17 protein-coding genes are annotated in these 18843 nt (G+C 53.9%); 15 read left to right on the forward strand and 2 right to left on the reverse strand.

What is annotated here, in order from left to right:
- Positions 1-30: 30 nt before the first annotated feature.
- On the reverse strand, positions 31-2706 hold the full coding sequence (gene glnD, locus BMW97_RS18550; RefSeq protein ID WP_045907832.1) for a bifunctional uridylyltransferase/uridylyl-removing protein GlnD: 2676 nt from the start codon (positions 2704-2706) through the stop codon (positions 31-33).
- Positions 2707-2769: 63 nt separating this feature from the next.
- A complete protein-coding gene (map, locus tag BMW97_RS18555) occupies positions 2770-3564 on the reverse strand; it encodes a type I methionyl aminopeptidase (RefSeq protein WP_045907833.1) in 795 nt (264 codons plus the stop codon).
- A gap of 321 nt (positions 3565-3885) precedes the next feature.
- On the opposite strand from map, the gene rpsB reads away from it, so the two are divergent.
- The 15 genes from rpsB (at position 3886) to rnhB (ending at position 18839) form a co-directional block, all read left to right on the forward strand.
- The gene (gene rpsB, locus BMW97_RS18560) at positions 3886-4611 is read left to right on the forward strand and encodes a 30S ribosomal protein S2 (RefSeq protein ID WP_013095653.1); all 726 of its coding nucleotides are present in this window, start codon (positions 3886-3888) and stop codon (positions 4609-4611) included.
- A 117-nt stretch (positions 4612-4728) separates the two neighbouring features.
- Positions 4729-5580 carry a translation elongation factor Ts gene (tsf, locus tag BMW97_RS18565; protein ID WP_014830708.1) on the forward strand — a complete coding sequence of 284 codons (852 nt, stop codon included), beginning with the start codon at positions 4729-4731 and terminating at the stop codon, positions 5578-5580.
- 150 nt (positions 5581-5730) lie between these two features.
- Entirely contained in the window at positions 5731-6456 is a 726-nt protein-coding gene (gene pyrH, locus BMW97_RS18570; RefSeq protein WP_008501910.1) for a UMP kinase, read from the forward strand.
- A 167-nt stretch (positions 6457-6623) separates the two neighbouring features.
- The gene (frr, locus tag BMW97_RS18575; protein ID WP_008501909.1) at positions 6624-7181 is read left to right on the forward strand and encodes a ribosome recycling factor; all 558 of its coding nucleotides are present in this window, start codon (positions 6624-6626) and stop codon (positions 7179-7181) included.
- Positions 7182-7274: 93 nt separating this feature from the next.
- A complete protein-coding gene (gene ispC, locus BMW97_RS18580) occupies positions 7275-8474 on the forward strand; it encodes a 1-deoxy-D-xylulose-5-phosphate reductoisomerase (RefSeq protein ID WP_045907834.1) in 1200 nt (399 codons plus the stop codon).
- Positions 8475-8660: 186 nt separating this feature from the next.
- On the forward strand, positions 8661-9419 hold the full coding sequence (gene ispU / locus BMW97_RS18585) for a (2E,6E)-farnesyl-diphosphate-specific ditrans,polycis-undecaprenyl-diphosphate synthase (protein ID WP_045907835.1): 759 nt from the start codon (positions 8661-8663) through the stop codon (positions 9417-9419).
- Positions 9420-9431: 12 nt separating this feature from the next.
- Positions 9432-10289 (forward strand): phosphatidate cytidylyltransferase, encoded by an 858-nt coding sequence (cdsA, locus tag BMW97_RS18590; RefSeq protein WP_045907836.1) that lies wholly within the window; start codon positions 9432-9434, stop codon positions 10287-10289.
- 11 nt (positions 10290-10300) lie between these two features.
- Complete coding sequence (gene rseP, locus BMW97_RS18595; protein WP_024907524.1) at positions 10301-11653, forward strand: sigma E protease regulator RseP; 1353 nt, start codon at positions 10301-10303, stop codon at positions 11651-11653.
- A 31-nt stretch (positions 11654-11684) separates the two neighbouring features.
- The gene (bamA, locus tag BMW97_RS18600) at positions 11685-14102 is read left to right on the forward strand and encodes an outer membrane protein assembly factor BamA (protein ID WP_045907837.1); all 2418 of its coding nucleotides are present in this window, start codon (positions 11685-11687) and stop codon (positions 14100-14102) included.
- Positions 14103-14224: 122 nt separating this feature from the next.
- A complete protein-coding gene (gene skp, locus BMW97_RS18605; protein WP_045907838.1) occupies positions 14225-14719 on the forward strand; it encodes a molecular chaperone Skp in 495 nt (164 codons plus the stop codon).
- Between the two features lie 3 nt (positions 14720-14722).
- Positions 14723-15748, forward strand: coding sequence for a UDP-3-O-(3-hydroxymyristoyl)glucosamine N-acyltransferase (gene lpxD, locus BMW97_RS18610; RefSeq protein WP_023345460.1), 1026 nt, complete (start codon positions 14723-14725; stop codon positions 15746-15748).
- A gap of 102 nt (positions 15749-15850) precedes the next feature.
- Positions 15851-16306 carry a 3-hydroxyacyl-ACP dehydratase FabZ gene (fabZ, locus tag BMW97_RS18615; protein ID WP_010426706.1) on the forward strand — a complete coding sequence of 152 codons (456 nt, stop codon included), beginning with the start codon at positions 15851-15853 and terminating at the stop codon, positions 16304-16306.
- Positions 16307-16309: 3 nt separating this feature from the next.
- Positions 16310-17098, forward strand: coding sequence for an acyl-ACP--UDP-N-acetylglucosamine O-acyltransferase (gene lpxA, locus BMW97_RS18620; RefSeq protein WP_045907839.1), 789 nt, complete (start codon positions 16310-16312; stop codon positions 17096-17098).
- The gene (gene lpxB / locus BMW97_RS18625; RefSeq protein WP_045907840.1) at positions 17098-18246 is read left to right on the forward strand and encodes a lipid-A-disaccharide synthase; all 1149 of its coding nucleotides are present in this window, start codon (positions 17098-17100) and stop codon (positions 18244-18246) included. Before lpxA ends, lpxB begins: the two co-directional genes overlap by 1 nt.
- The gene (gene rnhB, locus BMW97_RS18630; protein ID WP_045907841.1) at positions 18243-18839 is read left to right on the forward strand and encodes a ribonuclease HII; all 597 of its coding nucleotides are present in this window, start codon (positions 18243-18245) and stop codon (positions 18837-18839) included. Before lpxB ends, rnhB begins: the two co-directional genes overlap by 4 nt.
- Positions 18840-18843 lie beyond the last annotated feature (4 nt).

Genomic DNA, 18843 nt, shown 5'->3' on the forward strand with positions numbered 1-18843 from the left:
TTTACTCTTTCCATTTCACTAAAAAACATATCACCCTTTATCGTTTGGATTGAGGGCTGCTGTCAACCGTTGTTGCACTTCAAGCTGCAGGTCATTATTAAGGGCACGCCGGTCGGCGGTGGCGATTATAAATAAATCTTCTACTCGCTCGCCAATGGTTGTAATTCGGGCTCCATGAAGCGAAATTCCCAGATCGGCAAAAACCTGGCCGACGCGGGCGAGCAGCCCCGGCTGGTCGAGCGCGATCAGCTCAAGGAACGATTTACGATCGGTGTGGGTTGGCAGGAAATTGACCTCGGTATCCACGGTGAAGTGGCGCAATTTCGCCGGCTGGCGACGCGGCTGCGGGGGTTGCCAGCTGCGCTGGGTGATCGCCTGCTCCAGACCAAAACGTATCCCTTCATGCCTGTCTGACGACAGCGGGCTGCCGTCCGGCTCCAGCACAATAAAGGTGTCCATTGCCATGCCGTCGCGGGTGGTGAAAATCTGCGCGTCGTGCACGCTCAAATTACGCCTGTCCAGCTCTGCGCAGACCGCAGCAAACAGATAAGGGCGGTCCGGGCTCCAGATGAAAATCTCCGTCCCGCCGCGGGTGGCCTGCGGGCTCAGCAGGATCATCGGCTGGGACAGATCGTGCTTGAGCAGATGCCGCGCGTGCCACGCAAGCTGGTTTGGGCTATGGCGGACAAAATAGTTGGCGCGGCAGCGGGCCCAAATCTGATGTAACGCCTCTTCATCAATGTTATCCATCCGCAGCAGCGCCAGCGCCTGCAGCTGGTGGTGACGCACGCGCTCGCGCATGTCTGGCGTGTTCTGCATCCCGCGACGCAGCTGTTTTTCGGTGGCGAAGTACAGCTCGCGCAGCAGGCTCTGCTTCCAGCTGTTCCACAGGGTTTCGTTGGTGGCGCAGATATCGGCCACCGTCAGGCAGACCAGATAGCGCAGACGATTTTCCGTCTGGACCTCTTCGGCGAACTGTTTTATGACTTCCGGGTCCTGGATGTCACGGCGCTGTGCGGTGACCGACATCAGCAGGTGATGGCGCACCAGCCAGGCCACCAGCTGCGTTTCACGTGAGTTCAGGCCGTGCAGCTCGGCAAATTTCAGCACGTCTTGCGCGCCGAGCACCGAGTGGTCGCCGCCGCGACCTTTGGCGATGTCGTGGAACAGGGCGGCAATCAGGATCAGCTCCGGATGGGTCAGGCGCGGCCACAGCTCGACGCACAGCGGGTGGCGGGAGCGCGTCTCTTCTTTCGCAAAGCTTTCCAGCTTAAGCATCACGCGGATCGTGTGTTCATCCACCGTGTAGGCGTGGAACAGATCGAACTGCATCTGCCCGACGATGTGCGACCACTGCGGCATATAGGCCCACAGCACGCTGTGACGGTGCATCGGCAGCAGGCCTCGGCTGACGGCACCCGGGTGGCGGAGCATGCTCAGGAACAGCGAACGGGCTTCCGGGATATAGCACAGCGGCTCCGTCAAATGGCGGCGCGCGTGGCGCAGATGGCGCAGGGTGGTGGAGTAGATCCCGGTGATGGTGCTGTTGCGCACCATGGTATAGAACATCCGCAGAATCGCTTCCGGCTCGCGGATAAACAGCGTTTCGTCGCGGAGATCGATAAGCGTGCCGCGCAGCTGGAATTCGTCATCAATCGGGCGCGGCTTTTCGTCGGCCGTCAGGGCCAGAATGGCCTCGTCGAACAGCTGCAACAGCATCTGGTTCAGCTCGGTCACCCGGCGGGTGATGCGGAAGAAATCCTTCATCATGTGCTCAACCGGCTCGTTACCCTCGCCCTGGTAATTCAGGCGCTGCGCCACGCTGAGCTGGCGGTCAAACAGCAGACGGTTATCGTAGCGCGTAACTTCCAGATGCAGGGCAAAGCGGATGCGCCAGAGCAGGTGCAGACACTCGTTGAGCTCGTTACGCTCCGCCTCGGTTAAAAAGCCGAAGCCAACCATTTCGTCCAGCGAGGTGGCGCCAAAATGGCGGCGGGCGACCCACTGTAGCGTGTGGATGTCGCGCAGGCCGCCGGGGCTGCTTTTAATATCGGGTTCAAGGTTATAGCTGGTACCGTGGTAGCGCTGGTGGCGCTGGTTTTGCTCCTCGACCTTCGCGGCGAAGAACTTTTCTGACGGCCAGAAGCCGTCGCTGAAGATGTGTTTTTGCAGCTCCAGGAACAGCGCGACGTCGCCAATCAGCAGGCGGGTTTCAATCAGGTTGGTGGCAACGGTCAGGTCCGACAGCCCTTCCAGCAGACACTCTTCCAGGGTACGCACGCTGTGGCCGACTTCCAGCTTTACGTCCCAGAGCAGGGTCAGCAGCTCGCCGATTTTTTGCGCCTGTTCGTCCGGCAGCTTTTTGCGGCTTAAGATCAGGAGATCGATATCGGAAAGCGGATGCAACTCACCGCGGCCATAGCCTCCGACGGCAACAAGCGCAACATCGCTGATTTGTCCAAACCCATAATCGATCCACAGGCGCTGCAGCAGCTGGTCGATAAATTCGGTGCGCGCCTCAATCAGCTGTTCTGCTGATATGCCCGCATCAAATGCGCTGCCCAGCCAGCGGTGAAAGACATCCATGTGCGCCTTGATGCCGGCACAGGTCAGCTCGTGCTGCGGCCAGACGCCCGGGTTATCGGGCTGGTCGGGGAGGGTGGGAAGGGCTGTGTTAGCATACTGTTCGGGTAAAAGATTACTCATCGTGCGCCACCCATAAGAAAAAGCTATAGCCATTAAAAAAGCCGGCATTTGCCGGCTTTTTTATCATTCGTCGTGCGTCAGTATCGCCGGGATGGTGTCATCCTTGCGCAACGTCATAATTTCGCAGCCGTTGTCTGTTACCACAATAGTATGCTCGTACTGCGCAGACAAGCTTCTGTCTTTGGTTTTCACCGTCCAGCCGTCTTTCATGGTACGGATGCGGTAATCACCCGCGTTGACCATTGGCTCAATGGTAAAGGTCATGCCTTTTTGCAGCACCACGCCGCCGTCATCGGCATCATAGTGCAGAACCTGCGGCTCTTCGTGGAAGACGCGGCCAATGCCGTGACCGCAGTACTCGCGTACCACGGAGAACCCTTCTGCTTCGACAAATTTCTGGATTGCCGCACCGATGGTGCGCAGGCGAATACCCGGTTTCACCATTTTCAGCGCCAGGTAGAGGCTCTCTTGCGTCACTTTGCACAGACGCTCGCCAAGAATGGTCGGCTTGCCAACGATGAACATTTTTGAGGTGTCACCGTGGTACTCGTCTTTAATGACGGTCACGTCGATGTTAACGATGTCGCCGTCTTTCAGCAGTTTTTCATCGTCCGGAATACCGTGACACACCACTTCATTAATAGAGATGCAGACGGATTTCGGGAAACCGTGGTAGCCGAGGCAGGCGGAAACCGCGTGCTGCTCGTTCACAATATAGTCGTTACAGATGCGGTCCAGTTCACCGGTGCTGACGCCCGGCTTCACGAACGGCTCGATCATTTCCAGCACTTCCGCGGCCAGACGACCGGCGATGCGCATCTTTTCAATTTCTTCAGGTGTCTTAATAGAGATAGCCATGTAATCTGTCCATCGGTGTCGATTTTTTCGACAATACTAGTCTAAGTGTCGTCAATGGTATCAGTCAGGCACGCTTCGTGCCAAATTGAGAATCATTAACAGCACACTCCGCCAACAACTGTTGGTTTCTGGTCGTGTTTTGTGGTATAAAGCGCGCCGGACTTCCGATCCATCTCAGATACACAGGCTGGACGGGAGCGACAAATCTCACTTTGTGTAACAACACACACGTATCGACACATATTCCGGGGTGCCCTTCGGGGTCGGTAATATGGGATACGTGGAGGCATAACCCCAACTTTCAATATAGAGGTTTTAAACATGGCAACTGTTTCCATGCGCGACATGCTCAAGGCTGGTGTTCACTTTGGTCACCAGACCCGTTACTGGAACCCGAAAATGAAGCCTTTCATCTTCGGCGCACGTAACAAAGTTCACATCATCAACCTTGAGAAAACGGTACCAATGTTCAACGAAGCCCTGGCTGAGCTGAACAAGATCGCTTCCCGTAAAGGTAAGATTCTGTTCGTTGGTACTAAGCGCGCTGCAAGCGAAGCTGTGAAAGATGCTGCTAACAGCTGCGACCAGTTCTTCGTGAACCATCGCTGGTTGGGCGGCATGCTGACCAACTGGAAAACTGTTCGTCAGTCCATCAAGCGCCTGAAAGATCTGGAAACCCAGTCTCAGGACGGTACTTTCGACAAGCTGACTAAGAAAGAAGCGCTGATGCGCACTCGTGAACTGGACAAGCTGGAAAACAGCCTGGGCGGTATCAAAGATATGGGCGGCCTGCCAGACGCGCTGTTCGTAATCGATGCAGACCACGAGCACATCGCAATCAAAGAAGCTAACAACCTGGGTATCCCGGTATTCGCTATCGTTGATACCAACTCCGATCCGGACGGTGTTGACTTCGTTATCCCGGGTAACGACGACGCAATCCGTGCTGTTAGCCTGTACCTGAGCGCTGTAGCTGCTACCGTTCGTGAAGGCCGTTCCCAGGATCTGGCTTCTCAGGCGGAAGAAAGCTTCGTAGAAGCTGAATAATAAGGTTTTACCCCTTATTAGTACCGTGTATGAATAGGGGCCCATTACCGGCCCCTTTTTTCAATTTACACTGTTTGGCCCCCGGCCGGGCAGTTCACATCTCCCGAGGATTTAAGAATGGCTGAAATTACCGCATCCCTGGTAAAAGAGCTGCGCGAGCGTACTGGCGCAGGCATGATGGATTGCAAAAAAGCGCTGACTGAAGCGAACGGCGACATCGAGCTGGCAATCGAAAACATGCGTAAATCCGGTGCGATCAAAGCAGCTAAAAAAGCAGGCAACGTTGCTGCTGACGGCGTGATCATCACTAAAATCGACGGCACCTACGGCATCATTCTGGAAGTTAACTGCCAGACTGACTTCGTTGCTAAAGATGGTGGTTTCCAGGCATTTGCTAACAAAGTTCTGGACGCAGCGGTTGCTGGCAAAATCACTGACGTTGAAGTTCTGAAAGCACAGTTCGAAGAAGAACGTGTTGCGCTGGTTGCTAAAATCGGTGAGAACATTAACATCCGTCGCGTTGCTTCTCTGGAAGGCGACGTTCTGGGCTCTTACCAGCACGGTGCACGTATCGGTGTTCTGGTTGCGGCTAAAGGCGCTGATGAAGAGCTGGTTAAACAGCTGGCTATGCACATCGCTGCAAGCAAGCCAGAATTCGTTAAGCCAGAAGACGTGTCTGCTGAAGTGGTAGAGAAAGAGTACCAGGTTCAGCTGGACATCGCGATGCAGTCTGGTAAACCAAAAGAAATCGCAGAGAAAATGGTTGAAGGCCGCATGAAGAAATTCACCGGCGAAGTTTCTCTGACTGGCCAGCCATTCGTTATGGATCCAAGCAAGTCTGTTGCTCAGCTGCTGAAAGAGCACAACGCTGACGTAACTGGCTTCATCCGCTTCGAAGTGGGCGAAGGCATCGAGAAAGTTGAGACTGACTTCGCAGCAGAAGTTGCTGCAATGTCCAAGCAGTCTTAATGATTGAAAAGGAGCCGCCTGAGGGCGGCTTCTTTTTGTCACCCGTCACAGGAAATCAGACAGGCTCCAGTATCGCTGTACTGATTTGCGGCATATCATGTCGCCAGAATTAACCCCCATCTTAATCGTTGACAGTCTCAGGAAAGAAACATGGCTACCAATGCAAAACCCGTGTACAAACGCATTCTGCTTAAGCTGAGTGGCGAAGCGCTGCAGGGATCGGAAGGCTTCGGTATTGACGCAAGCATCCTTGATCGCATGGCACAGGAAATCAAAGAACTGGTCGAACTGGGCATCCAGGTTGGCGTGGTCATTGGCGGTGGCAACCTTTTCCGTGGTGCTGGTCTGGCGAAAGCGGGGATGAACCGCGTTGTGGGCGACCACATGGGTATGCTGGCAACCGTGATGAATGGCCTGGCGATGCGTGATGCGCTCCATCGCGCCTATGTGAACGCCCGCCTGATGTCCGCGATCCCCCTGAATGGCGTATGCGATAATTACAGCTGGGCAGAAGCTATCAGCCTGCTGCGCAACAACCGCGTGGTGATCCTCTCCGCCGGTACGGGTAACCCGTTCTTTACGACCGATTCCGCTGCCTGCCTGCGCGGTATCGAGATCGAAGCTGATGTGGTACTGAAAGCGACCAAAGTCGATGGCGTGTTTACTGCCGACCCGGCAAAAGATCCTTCTGCAACCATGTATGATCAGCTGAGCTACAGCGAAGTGCTGGATAAAGAGCTGAAAGTAATGGATCTTGCCGCCTTCACGCTGGCTCGTGACCACAAACTGCCGATCCGTGTCTTCAACATGAACAAACCTGGCGCACTGCGTCGCGTGGTCATGGGCGAAAAAGAAGGCACTTTGATCACGGAATAATTTCCGTTGACGATAAATACAGGTAAGATTCCGCTTTATTTTGTAGTGGTATCTTACCCGGGCGCGCCTTTGGCGTTGTCATGAATTAAACGCGACTATACTTAGCACACCTGTAGCGCTGTGCTGGCGGATAGTCTGCCTGAGACAAGTTTTCAAGGATTCGTAACGTGATTAACGACATCAGAAAAGATGCTGAAGTACGCATGGAAAAATGCGTAGAAGCGTTCAAAACCCAAATCAGCAAAATCCGTACTGGCCGTGCTTCCCCAAGCCTGCTGGATGGCATCATCGTCGAGTACTACGGTACGCCAACCCCTCTGCGTCAGCTGGCGAGCGTGACGGTAGAAGATACCCGTACGCTGAAAATTAACGTATTCGATCGTTCTATGGGCCCGGCGGTTGAGAAAGCGATCATGGCGTCTGACCTCGGTCTGAACCCAAGCTCTGCGGGTGCTGACATCCGCGTTCCACTGCCACCGCTGACCGAAGAGCGTCGTAAAGACCTGATCAAAGTGGTGCGTGGCGAAGCTGAGCAGGGTCGTGTCTCCGTGCGTAACGTTCGCCGCGACGCGAACGATAAAGTCAAAGCGCTGCTGAAAGAAAAAGAGATCAGTGAAGATGACGATCGTCGTTCCCAGGACGACATTCAGAAAATGACTGACGCTGCCATCAAGAAAATTGATGCGGCGCTGGCAGATAAAGAAGCGGAACTGATGCAGTTCTGATTTCTGTCGTACACTGATAAACGCCGTTCAGAGAGACTTAGGGTCTTGCTGGCGGCGTTTTGCTTTTATCTGGTCTAACTTTTCGGGCATCTCATGAAGCATTTAACACTCCTCGGCTCAACCGGCTCTATCGGTTGCAGTACTCTCGACGTCGTTCGCCATAATCCTGAACTTTACACCGTGACAGCGCTGGTGGCCGGTAAGAATGTGCAGCGAATGGTTGAGCAGTGCCTGGAGTTTACGCCCCGCTATGCGGTGATGGATGACGAAGAGAGCGCGCGCCTGCTCAAAGCACAGCTGCTTGAGAAGGGCAGCCGAACCGAGGTGCTGAGTGGTCAACAGGCGGCCTGCGACATGGCGGCGCTGGATGACGTGGATCAGGTGATGGCGGCCATCGTCGGGGCGGCAGGATTATTGCCGACGCTTGCCGCGATTGATGCCGGTAAGGACGTTCTGCTGGCCAATAAAGAGTCGCTGGTGACCTGCGGACGCCTGTTTATGGAGGCGGTGAAGCAGCGCGGGGCGCGTCTTTTGCCTGTCGACAGCGAGCACAACGCGATTTTTCAGAGTTTACCGCAACCTTTTCAACAGAACCTGGGGTACGCTGACCTGGAGCAGAATGGCGTCGTGTCTATTCTGCTTACCGGGTCTGGTGGCCCGTTCCGTGAAACGCCACTGTCTGAACTGCGTGCCATGACGCCGGATCAGGCGTGCCGTCATCCGAACTGGTCGATGGGGCGTAAAATCTCCGTTGACTCTGCCACCATGATGAACAAAGGTCTGGAATACATTGAAGCGCGCTGGCTGTTCAATGCGTCAGCGAAACAGATGGAAGTACTGATTCACCCACAATCGGTGATTCATTCGATGGTGCGTTATCAGGATGGCAGCGTGCTGGCGCAGTTGGGCGAACCGGATATGCGTACGCCAATTGCCCATTCCATGGCGTGGCCGAATCGAGTGAAGTCCGGCGTGAAGCCGCTTGATTTCTGCAAGCTAAGTTCCCTGACGTTCAGTGAGCCAGACTACGACCGTTACCCTTGTCTGAAGCTTGCGATGACGGCCTTTGACCAGGGGCAGGCGGCGACAACGGCACTGAATGCAGCCAATGAAATTACCGTTGAAGCATTTCTGAATCAGCAAATTCGTTTTACCGATATCGCGGCGTTGAATTTAGCGGTACTGGAGATGATGGATTTGCGCGAACCACAGAGCGTGGAAGAGGTGCTGGCGGTGGATGCGGCTGCGCGTAATATTGCGCGCCAACAGGTGACACGTCTCGCAAGCTGGTGATAAAGCAACCACTAGTCGTCGTGCTATTTGTTAGCGTTGGGCTTCAGTGATATAGTCTGCGCCACCTGATCGCAGGTATTTGACTTTACGTGGTCAGGTGAGCCGTGGTTTGACACGGCTTTTTTATGTATCGGCTTCAGTATTCCTGAGTACCGTTAAATCCTTTTCAGGGACAAAAAACGCGTTATGTTGTCTGCGAATCAACCAATAAGCGAAAACTTGCCAGCGCATGGCTGCCGTCATGTAGCAATCATTATGGATGGCAATGGCCGCTGGGCGAAAAGACAAGGGAAAATACGAGCCTTTGGGCATAAAGCTGGGGCGAAATCTGTTCGCCGCGCCGTTTCTTTTGCCGCCAATAACGGCATTGATGCGTTAACGCTCTATGCTTTTAGCAGTGAAAACTGGAATCGACCACTGCAGGAAGTGACTGCGTTGATGGAATTGTTTGTGTGGGCGCTAGACAGCGAAGTAAAAAGCCTGCACCGCCACAACGTCCGCCTGCGTATCATTGGCGATACCAGTCGTTTTAACTCACGTTTGCAGGAACGGATTCGCAAAGCAGAAGCGCTGACGGAAAATAATACCGGTCTGACGTTGAATATTGCGGCGAATTACGGTGGACGCTGGGATATTATCCAGGGCGTTCGGCGTCTGGCCGAACAGGTTCAGGAAGGGCTGTTGAGACCCGACCAAATTGATGAAGAGGCGCTGAGCAAGCAAATCTGCATGAATGAACAGGCACCTGTGGATTTGGTAATTAGGACAGGGGGGGAACATCGCATAAGTAACTTTTTGATATGGCAAATTGCCTATGCTGAACTTTACTTTACGGATGTTCTTTGGCCCGATTTTGATGAACAAGACTTTGAAGGTGCGCTGCATGCCTTTGCCAATCGAGAGCGTCGTTTCGGCGGCACCGAGCCTGGTGGCGATAACGCCTGATGGGGGTAGCTTTTGCTGAAGTATCGCCTGATTTCCGCTTTTGTATTAATACCCATTGTCATTGCGGCGCTGTTTTTACTGCCCCCGGTGGGATTCGCTATTGTTACGCTGGTGGTGTGCATGCTCGCCGCGTGGGAATGGGGACAGTTTAGCGGCTTTACCTCGCGCACGCAGCGAGTATGGCTTGCGGTACTGTGTGGCTTTATCCTGGCCATAATGCTGTTTACGTTGCCTGAATATCATCATGATATTCATCAGCCACTGGTGGCCGGTTCCTTGTGGATATCGTTGGCCTGGTGGGTGGCCGCGCTGTTGCTGGTGCTGTTTTATCCCGGCTCCGCGGCGTTATGGCGTCATTCAAAAGTGCTGCGACTGATTTTTGGTTTGCTCACCATTATTCCTTTTTTCTGGGGTATGGTTGCGCTGCGCGCCTGGCACTACGACGAAAACCACTACAGCGGTGCGATCTGGCTGCTTTATGTGATGATTCTCGTCTGGGGGGCTGACTCCGGGGCCTATATGTTTGGTAAACTGTTTGGCAAACATAAGCTGGCGCCGAAGGTTTCTCCGGGCAAAACCTGGCAAGGATTCATCGGCGGTTTGTTTACGGCCGCGATCATATCCTGGGGCTACGGCGTCTGGGCGAATCTTGAAGTGGCACCGTCAATACTGCTGGTGTGCTCGATTTTTGCTGCGCTTGCCTCCGTGCTCGGTGATTTAACCGAAAGTATGTTCAAGCGTGAAGCAGGGATTAAGGACAGTGGACACCTGATTCCAGGGCATGGCGGTATACTGGATCGCATTGATAGCCTGACAGCGGCTGTTCCCGTGTTTGCGTGTTTGCTTTTACTGGTATTCGGGACGATTTAACGGAAGGTTTTATGCTGAGCATTCTCTGGAATCTGGCGGCGTTCATAGTTGCACTGGGTGTACTGATTACCGTGCATGAATTTGGCCATTTCTGGGTTGCTCGCCGCTGTGGTGTGCGCGTAGAGCGGTTTTCCATCGGTTTTGGTAAATCACTCTGGACGCGCACCGATCGCCACGGCACGGAATTTGTCATCGCCCTTATCCCGCTGGGCGGCTACGTCAAAATGCTCGACGAACGCGTCGAGCCTGTCGCGCCTGAGCTGCGACATAGCGCATTCAACAATAAAACCGTTGGACAACGCGCCGCCATCATCGCTGCCGGACCGGTAGCCAACTTCATCTTTGCGATTTTCGCTTACTGGCTGGTGTTTATCATCGGCGTCCCTGGCGTACGTCCGGTGGTCGGTGAAATTGCCCCCAACTCCATCGCGGCGAGTGCGCAAATTACATCCGGGATGGAACTTAAAGCGATTGATGGTATCGAAACCCCTGATTGGGATGCCGTGCGACTGCAGTTGGTTGCTAAAATTGGCGATCCGCAGACCACCATCAGCGTATCGCCGTTTGGGTCAGACGCCCGTCAGGACAAAGTGCTCGATTTACGTCACTGGCGTTTCGAGCCGGACAAAGAGGATCCCGTCGCTGCGCTGGGCATTCGTCCACGCGGCGCACAGATCGAGCCGGTATTAGCCGAAGTCCAGGCCAACTCGGCGGCGAGCAAAGCGGGTTTGCAAGCAGGCGACAGGATCGTTAAAGTCGATGGTCAACCATTAACAGAGTGGATGACCTTTGTTACTCTGGTGCGCGATAATCCGGGTACGTCTCTCGCGCTGGAAGTTGAAAGGCAGGGCAGTCCGCTTTCGCTGACGCTGATCCCGGATACGAAGTCGGTCGGCAAGAAGGCAGAAGGGTTTGCAGGCGTTGTGCCAAAAGTGATCCCGCTGCCAGATGAGTACAAGACAATACGCCAGTATGGGCCGTTCAGCGCCATCCTTGAAGCCACGGATAAAACATGGCAACTGATGAAGCTGACGGTCAACATGTTGGGGAAATTGATAACCGGTGATGTGAAACTGAACAACCTCAGTGGGCCAATTTCGATTGCTCAGGGGGCTGGGATGTCAGCGGAATTCGGGGTGATTTACTATCTCATGTTCCTCGCGCTCATTAGCGTGAACCTTGGGATAATCAACCTGTTCCCGCTTCCCGTTTTAGACGGGGGTCATCTGCTGTTTTTAGCGATTGAAAAGCTAAAAGGCGGACCGGTATCCGAGCGAGTTCAAGACTTTAGTTATCGCATTGGCTCGATTTTGCTGGTGCTGTTAATGGGGCTTGCACTTTTCAATGATTTCTCTCGGTTGTAAGAGAGTTAGTTAGGAAGAACGCATAATAACGATGGCGATGAAAAAGTTGCTCATAGCGTCGCTGCTGTTTAGCAGCGCCACCGTATACGGTGCTGACGGGTTCGTAGTGAAAGACATTCATTTCGAAGGCCTTCAGCGTGTCGCCGTTGGTGCGGCCCTCCTCAGTATGCCTGTGCGCCCCGGCGATACGGTTAATGATGATGATATCAGTAACACCATCCGTGCTCTGTTTGCCACCGGCAACTTCGAGGATGTCCGCGTCCTGCGCGATGGTGATACGCTGCTGGTACAGGTAAAAGAACGTCCAACGATCGCCAGTATCACTTTCTCCGGCAACAAGTCGGTGAAAGATGACATGCTCAAGCAAAACCTTGAAGCATCCGGTGTTCGTGTGGGGGAGTCTCTGGACCGCACAACCCTTTCAGACATTGAAAAAGGTCTGGAAGACTTCTACTACAGCGTCGGTAAATACAGCGCCAGCGTGAAAGCGGTTGTTACTCCGCTGCCACGTAACCGTGTTGACCTGAAGCTGGTCTTCCAGGAAGGTGTTTCTGCGAAGATCCAGCAGATCAACATTGTCGGCAACCACGCGTTCAGCACCGACGAACTGATCTCCACCTTCCAGCTGCGCGATGAAGTGCCGTGGTGGAACGTGGTAGGCGATCGTAAATACCAGAAACAGAAACTGGCGGGCGACCTTGAAACCCTGCGCAGCTACTATCTGGATCGTGGTTACGCGCGTTTCAATATCGACTCGACTCAGGTGAGTCTGACGCCGGACAAGAAAGGCATCTACATTACGATCAACATCACGGAAGGCGATCAGTACAAGCTTTCGGGTGTTGAGGTAAGTGGTAACCTGGCGGGGCATTCTGCTGAAATCGAATCGCTGACCAAAATTCAGCCAGGCGATCTCTATAGCGGTTCCAAGGTCACCAAAATGGAAGACAGCATTAAGAAGCTGCTCGGCCGCTATGGTTATGCCTATCCGCGCGTACAGACTCAGCCGGAAATCAATGACGCGGATAAAACCGTTAAGCTGCACGTGAATGTTGACGCGGGTAACCGTTTCTACGTGCGTAAGATCCGCTTCGTCGGTAACGACACCTCCAAAGACTCCGTTCTGCGTCGCGAAATGCGTCAGATGGAAGGCGCATGGTTAGGTAGCGATCTCGTTGATCAGGGTAAAGAGCGTCTGAACCGTCTGGGCTATTTTGAAACGGTGGACACCGACACCCAGCGCGTACCGGGCAGCCCGGATCAGGTTGATGTCGTTTATAAAGTGAAAGAGCGTAACACCGGTAGCTTCAACTTCGGTGTGGGCTACGGTACCGAAAGCGGCGTCAGCTTCCAGGTCGGCGTGCAGCAGGATAACTGGCTGGGTACGGGTTACTCTGTTGGTATTAACGGTACCAAAAACGACTACCAGACCTACTCTGAGTTCTCTGTAACGAACCCATACTTCACCGTTGACGGTGTGAGCCTGGGCGGTCGTATCTTCTATAACGACTTTAAAGCAGACGATGCGGATCTGTCCTCGTACACCAACAAGAGTTACGGTGTGGACGGTACGCTTGGCTTCCCGATCAACGAATACAACACCTTGCGTGCGGGCTTAGGTTACGTGCATAACGACCTGTCCAATATGCAACCGCAGGTGGCGATGTGGCGTTATCTGGATTCTATTGGCCAGTCGGCTAGCAAAAACAGCGATAACAACGGTTTCGCGGCGGATGACTTCACCTTCAACTACGGCTGGACCTATAACCGTCTCGACCGTGGCTACTTCCCAACCGAAGGTTCTCGCGTCAACCTGAACGGTAAAGTCACCGTGCCGGGCTCCGATAACGAGTTCTATAAGGTGACGCTGGATACCGCATCCTACTTCCCGATCGATGACGATCATAAGTGGGTGGTTCTGGGTCGGACCCGCTGGGGCTATGGTGATGGTTTAGGCGGCAAAGAACTGCCGTTCTATGAAAACTTCTATGCCGGTGGTTCGAGCACCGTTCGTGGTTTCCAGTCCAACAACATTGGTCCGAAAGCGGTCTATTACGGCGGGAACGACAAAGATAACTGCGATAAGTCCTCCTCATCTGAAGTCTGTAGTTCTGACGATGCGGTGGGCGGTAACGCGATGGCCGTTGCCAGCCTGGAGTTCATCACTCCAACGCCGTTTATCAGCGATAAATACGCGAACTCCGTCCGTACGTCCTTCTTCTGGGATGCGGGCACGGTGTGGGATACCAACTGGCAGAATACGGCCCAGATGCGTGCGGCAGGTGTTCCTGACTACAGCGATCCGAGCAATATTCGCATGTCTGCCGGTATCGCATTACAATGGATGTCACCGCTGGGGCCGTTGGTCTTCTCTTACGCCCAGCCGTTTAAGAAATATGATGGAGATAAGTCGGAGCAATTCCAGTTTAACATTGGTAAAACCTGGTAATAATCCGCAGCAAAGGAATGCGTTGGCAGTGTAGCGCTGACAACTGGCGATCGGTAACACGGTCGCCTTGCCACGCAAAGAACGGTACCTTCTGGTGCCAATGGGATGGTAAGGAGTTAATTGTGAAAAAGTGGTTATTAGCTGCAGGTCTCGGTTTAGCGATGGCAACTTCTGCTCAGGCAGCAGACAAAATTGCAATCGTCAACATGGGTAATTTGTTCCAGCAGGTTGCACAGAAAACAGGTGTTTCTGCGACTCTGGAAAACGAATTCAAAGGCCGTGCAAGCGAACTGCAGGGTATGGAAAACGATCTTCAGTCCAAAATGCAGCGTCTGCAGCGTGATGGTTCTACCATGAAAGCAAGCGACCGCAGCAAGCTGGAAAAAGACGTAATGGCTCAGCGCCAGACGTTCTCCCAGAAAGCGCAGGCTTTCGAGCAGGATCGTCAGCGTCGTTCTAACGAAGAACGCGGCAAGCTGGTGACTCGCATTCAGACCGCTGTTAAAGCAGTGGCTGCCGATCAGAGCATCGATCTGGTTGTTGATGCGAACGCCGTTGCTTTCAACAGCAAAGATGTTAAAGACATCACTGCTGATGTTCTGAAACAGGTTAAATAAGTAATGCCTTCAATTCGACTGGCTGATTTAGCTCAGCAGTTGGATGCAGAATTACACGGTGATGGCGATATCGTCATCACCGCTGTTGCGTCCATGCAATCTGCTAAAGCTGGCACGATTACCTTCATGGTAAGCCCTAAGTACCGTGAGCAACTGGCTCAATGCCAGGCGTCAGCTGTTGTTCTGACGCAGGACGATCTTCCATTTGCCACTGTAAGCGCGCTGGTAGTGAAAAACCCCTACCTGACGTATGCACGCATGGCTCAAATTCTTGATACCACGCCGCAACCGGCCCAGAACATTGCTGCCAGCGCAGCGATTGATGAGACGGCCAGGCTGGGTAACAACGTCGCCGTTGGGGCGAATGCGGTTATCGAATCCGGCGTTGTGCTGGGCGATAACGTCGTCATTGGCCCAGGCTGCTTCGTTGGGAAAAATACGAAAATCGGCGCGGGGACCCGTTTGTGGGCCAATGTGTCCGTTTATCATGACGTGGAAATTGGCGAAAACTGCCTCGTTCAGTCCAGCACCGTGATTGGTTCTGATGGCTTTGGTTACGCTAACGATCGCGGTAACTGGGTGAAGATCCCGCAGCTTGGTCGCGTCATTATTGGCGATCGCGTGGAGATCGGCGCCTGTACCACCATTGACCGTGGCGCGCTTGACGACACGATCATTGGCAATGGTGTTATCATCGATAACCAGTGCCAGATTGCGCATAACGTTGTGATTGGCGACAATACCGCGGTTGCAGGTGGCGTCATCATGGCGGGCAGCCTGAAAATTGGCCGTTATTGCATGATTGGCGGTGCGAGCGTGATTAATGGCCATATGGAAATTTGCGACAAGGTGACCGTGACGGGAATGGGCATGGTAATGCGTCCTATCACTGAACCTGGCGTCTATTCCTCCGGCATTCCGCTTCAGCCCAACAAGGTATGGCGTAAAACAGCAGCTCTGGTGATGAACATTGATGATATGAGCAAGCGCCTCAAGTCCCTTGAGCGTAAGATCGATCAACAAGACTAAGCGCCATCCGTTGAACGCTATTTTTCCCGGCCTGTCGGCTTTCTAATAAACCGGCAGGCCGTGTTATTATTGTTATCAGTACATTTTGACAGGAAGAGTATTTTGACTACTGACACTCATACTCTGCATATTGAAGAGATTTTAGAACTTCTGCCGCACCGCTACCCGTTTCTGCTGGTAGACCGTGTGCTGGATTTTGAAGAAGGTCGTTTTCTGCGCGCAGTGAAAAATGTTTCCGTGAACGAGCCGTTCTTCCAGGGGCACTTCCCTGGTAAGCCTATCTTCCCGGGTGTGTTGATTCTGGAAGCGATGGCTCAGGCTACCGGTATTCTGGCGTTCAAAAGCGTCGGCAAACTGGAGCCAGGTGAGCTGTATTACTTCGCGGGTATTGATGAAGCGCGCTTTAAGCGCCCTGTCGTGCCTGGTGATCAGATGATCATGGAAGTCACTTTTGAAAAAACGCGTCGTGGCCTGACTCGCTTCAAAGGCGTAGCGCTGGTTGACGGCAAAGTTGTTTGCGAAGCGACGATGATGTGTGCTCGTAGCCGGGAGTCCTGATACGTGATTGATAAATCCGCCTTTATTCATCCTACCGCGATTGTGGAAACCGGTGCCATCATTGGTGCTAACGTCCACATTGGCCCGTTTTGTATTGTTGGACCCCATGTCGAAATTGGTGAGGGTACAGTACTGAAATCTCACGTTGTCGTGAATGGTCACACGACCATTGGCTGCAATAATGAGATCTATCAGTTCGCCTCCATCGGCGAAGTTAACCAGGATCTGAAATATGCTGGTGAGTCGACCCGTCTGGAAATTGGCGATCGTAACCGTATTCGCGAAAGCGTCACCATTCATCGTGGAACAGTACAGGGTGGTGGGTTGACGAAGGTGGGCAGCGATAACCTGTTTATGGTGAATGCGCATATCGCGCACGACTGTACCGTGGGTGACCGCTGTATTCTTGCCAACAACGCCACGCTGGCAGGACACGTATCGGTTGATGACTTCGCCATCATTGGTGGCATGACCGCAGTCCATCAGTTCTGCATCATTGGTGCGCACGTGATGGTCGGTGGATGCTCCGGTGTGGCGCAGGACGTCCCACCGTATGTGATTGCGCAGGGCAACCATGCCACGCCGTTTGGCGTGAACATCGAAGGCCTCAAGCGTCGTGGCTTTAGTCGCGAAGCGATTACTGCCATCCGCAACGCGTACAAACTGCTGTACCGCAGCGGTAAAACGCTGGAAGAGGCGAAGCCGGAAATTGCCGAACTGGCGAAAAAGCACCCGGAAGTGGACGCGTTCATGGAGTTCTTTGACCGTTCAACAAGGGGTCTGATTCGTTAATGGTCGACAGTCGTCCGCTTACGATAGCCCTGGTCGCCGGAGAAACCTCCGGCGATATTCTTGGTGCAGGTCTCATCCGTGCGCTTAAGGCGCGTGTACCCAATGCTCGCTTTGTCGGCGTTGCTGGCCCGCTGATGCAGGCCGAAGGCTGTGAAGCCTGGTACGAAATGGAAGAGCTGGCCGTGATGGGTATCGTTGAGGTGCTGGGACGGCTGCGCCGTTTGCTGCACATTCGTGCCGATCTCACCCGCCGCTTTACCGAACTCAAACCCGATGTGTTTGTCGGTATCGATGCACCTGATTTCAATATTACCCTCGAAGGGAATCTGAAAAAGCAGGGTATTAAAACCATTCACTACGTTAGTCCGTCCGTCTGGGCGTGGCGACAGAAACGCGTTTTCAAAATCGGACGGTCCACCCACCTGGTGCTGGCTTTCCTGCCTTTCGAAAAAGCGTTTTACGACAGATTTAATGTTCCGTGCCGTTTTATCGGTCATACCATGGCGGATGCGATGCCACTGGATCCGGATAAAAACGCGGCGCGCGACGTGCTGGGCATCCCCCATGATGTGCACTGTCTGGCCTTGCTGCCCGGCAGCCGTGGCGCAGAAGTGGAGATGCTGAGTGCTGATTTCCTCAAGACAGCGCAAATTCTTCGCCAGACGTACCCCGATCTCGAAGTGGTCGTGCCGCTGGTGAATGCCAAACGCCGCGAGCAGTTTGAGCGCATCAAAGCAGACGTCGCCCCAGATCTTCACGTCCGTCTTCTGGACGGGCAAGGGCGGGAAGCAATGTATGCGAGCGATGCCGCACTGCTGGCCTCCGGCACGGCGGCGCTGGAGTGTATGCTGGCGAAATGCCCGATGGTGGTCGGTTATCGCATGAAGCCGTTTACCTTCTGGCTGGCAAAACGTCTGGTGAAAACGGATTATGTCTCCCTGCCAAACCTGCTTGCCGGGCGCGAGTTGGTGAAAGAGCTGCTGCAGGATGAGTGCCAGCCGCAGGCGCTTGCGGAGGCGCTGCTGCCGCTGCTGGCCAACGGTAAAACCAGCCACCAGATGCACGATACCTTCCGCGAACTGCATCAACTGATCCGCTGTCATGCTGATGAGCAAGCGGCCGATGCGGTGCTGGAGTTAGCAAAATGATGGAATTTGTTTATCCTCACACCCACCTTGTGGCGGGTGTGGACGAAGTGGGTCGTGGTCCGTTAGTGGGAGCCGTGGTGACCGCTGCGGTGATCCTCGATCCGGCTCGGCCGATCGTCGGGCTGAACGACTCTAAAAAATTGTCTGAAAAGCGCCGGCTGGCGCTGTTTAGTGAGATTCAGGAGAAAGCGCTGGCCTGGAGTCTCGGGCGCGCTGAGCCGCATGAGATAGACGAGCTGAATATTTTGCATGCCACGATGCTGGCGATGCAGCGTGCGGTAGCGGGGCTGAAAATCGCCCCTGAATATGTCCTGATTGACGGCAACCGCTGTCCGGCACTGCCCATGCCTTCAATGGCAGTGGTCAAAGGCGATAGCCGGGTCGCAGAAATTAGCGCAGCTTCTATTATTGCCAAAGTGACACGCGACGCCGAAATGGCCGCGCTCGACCTCACTTACCCTCAGTATGGTTTCGCCCAGCATAAGGGATATCCCACACCTTTCCACCTGGAGAGGCTGGCTGAACATGGCGCAACCGAACACCATCGGCGCAGTTTTGGCCCGGTGAAACGCGCCCTGGGACGGGTGTCCTGAATCA

The sequence above is a fragment of the Enterobacter sp. NFIX58 genome (assembly GCF_900110475.1).
GTDB classification, from domain to species: Bacteria; Pseudomonadota; Gammaproteobacteria; order Enterobacterales; family Enterobacteriaceae; genus Enterobacter; species Enterobacter quasiroggenkampii.

Excerpts from the sequence above, each read along its gene's own strand:
- pyrH (WP_008501910.1), top strand. The coding sequence starts at position 5,731 with ATGGCTACCAATGCAAAACCCGTGTACAAACGCATTCTGCTTAAGCTG.
- ispU (WP_045907835.1), top strand. The coding sequence starts at position 8,661 with ATGTTGTCTGCGAATCAACCAATAAGCGAAAACTTGCCAGCGCATGGC.
- rpsB (WP_013095653.1), top strand. The coding sequence starts at position 3,886 with ATGGCAACTGTTTCCATGCGCGACATGCTCAAGGCTGGTGTTCACTTT.
- rseP (WP_024907524.1), top strand. The coding sequence starts at position 10,301 with ATGCTGAGCATTCTCTGGAATCTGGCGGCGTTCATAGTTGCACTGGGT.
- glnD (WP_045907832.1), bottom strand. The coding sequence starts at position 2,706 with ATGAGTAATCTTTTACCCGAACAGTATGCTAACACAGCCCTTCCCACC.
- tsf (WP_014830708.1), top strand. The coding sequence starts at position 4,729 with ATGGCTGAAATTACCGCATCCCTGGTAAAAGAGCTGCGCGAGCGTACT.
- bamA (WP_045907837.1), top strand. The coding sequence starts at position 11,685 with ATGGCGATGAAAAAGTTGCTCATAGCGTCGCTGCTGTTTAGCAGCGCC.
- lpxD (WP_023345460.1), top strand. The coding sequence starts at position 14,723 with ATGCCTTCAATTCGACTGGCTGATTTAGCTCAGCAGTTGGATGCAGAA.
- lpxB (WP_045907840.1), top strand. The coding sequence starts at position 17,098 with ATGGTCGACAGTCGTCCGCTTACGATAGCCCTGGTCGCCGGAGAAACC.
- ispC (WP_045907834.1), top strand. The coding sequence starts at position 7,275 with ATGAAGCATTTAACACTCCTCGGCTCAACCGGCTCTATCGGTTGCAGT.
- map (WP_045907833.1), bottom strand. The coding sequence starts at position 3,564 with ATGGCTATCTCTATTAAGACACCTGAAGAAATTGAAAAGATGCGCATC.
- rnhB (WP_045907841.1), top strand. The coding sequence starts at position 18,243 with ATGATGGAATTTGTTTATCCTCACACCCACCTTGTGGCGGGTGTGGAC.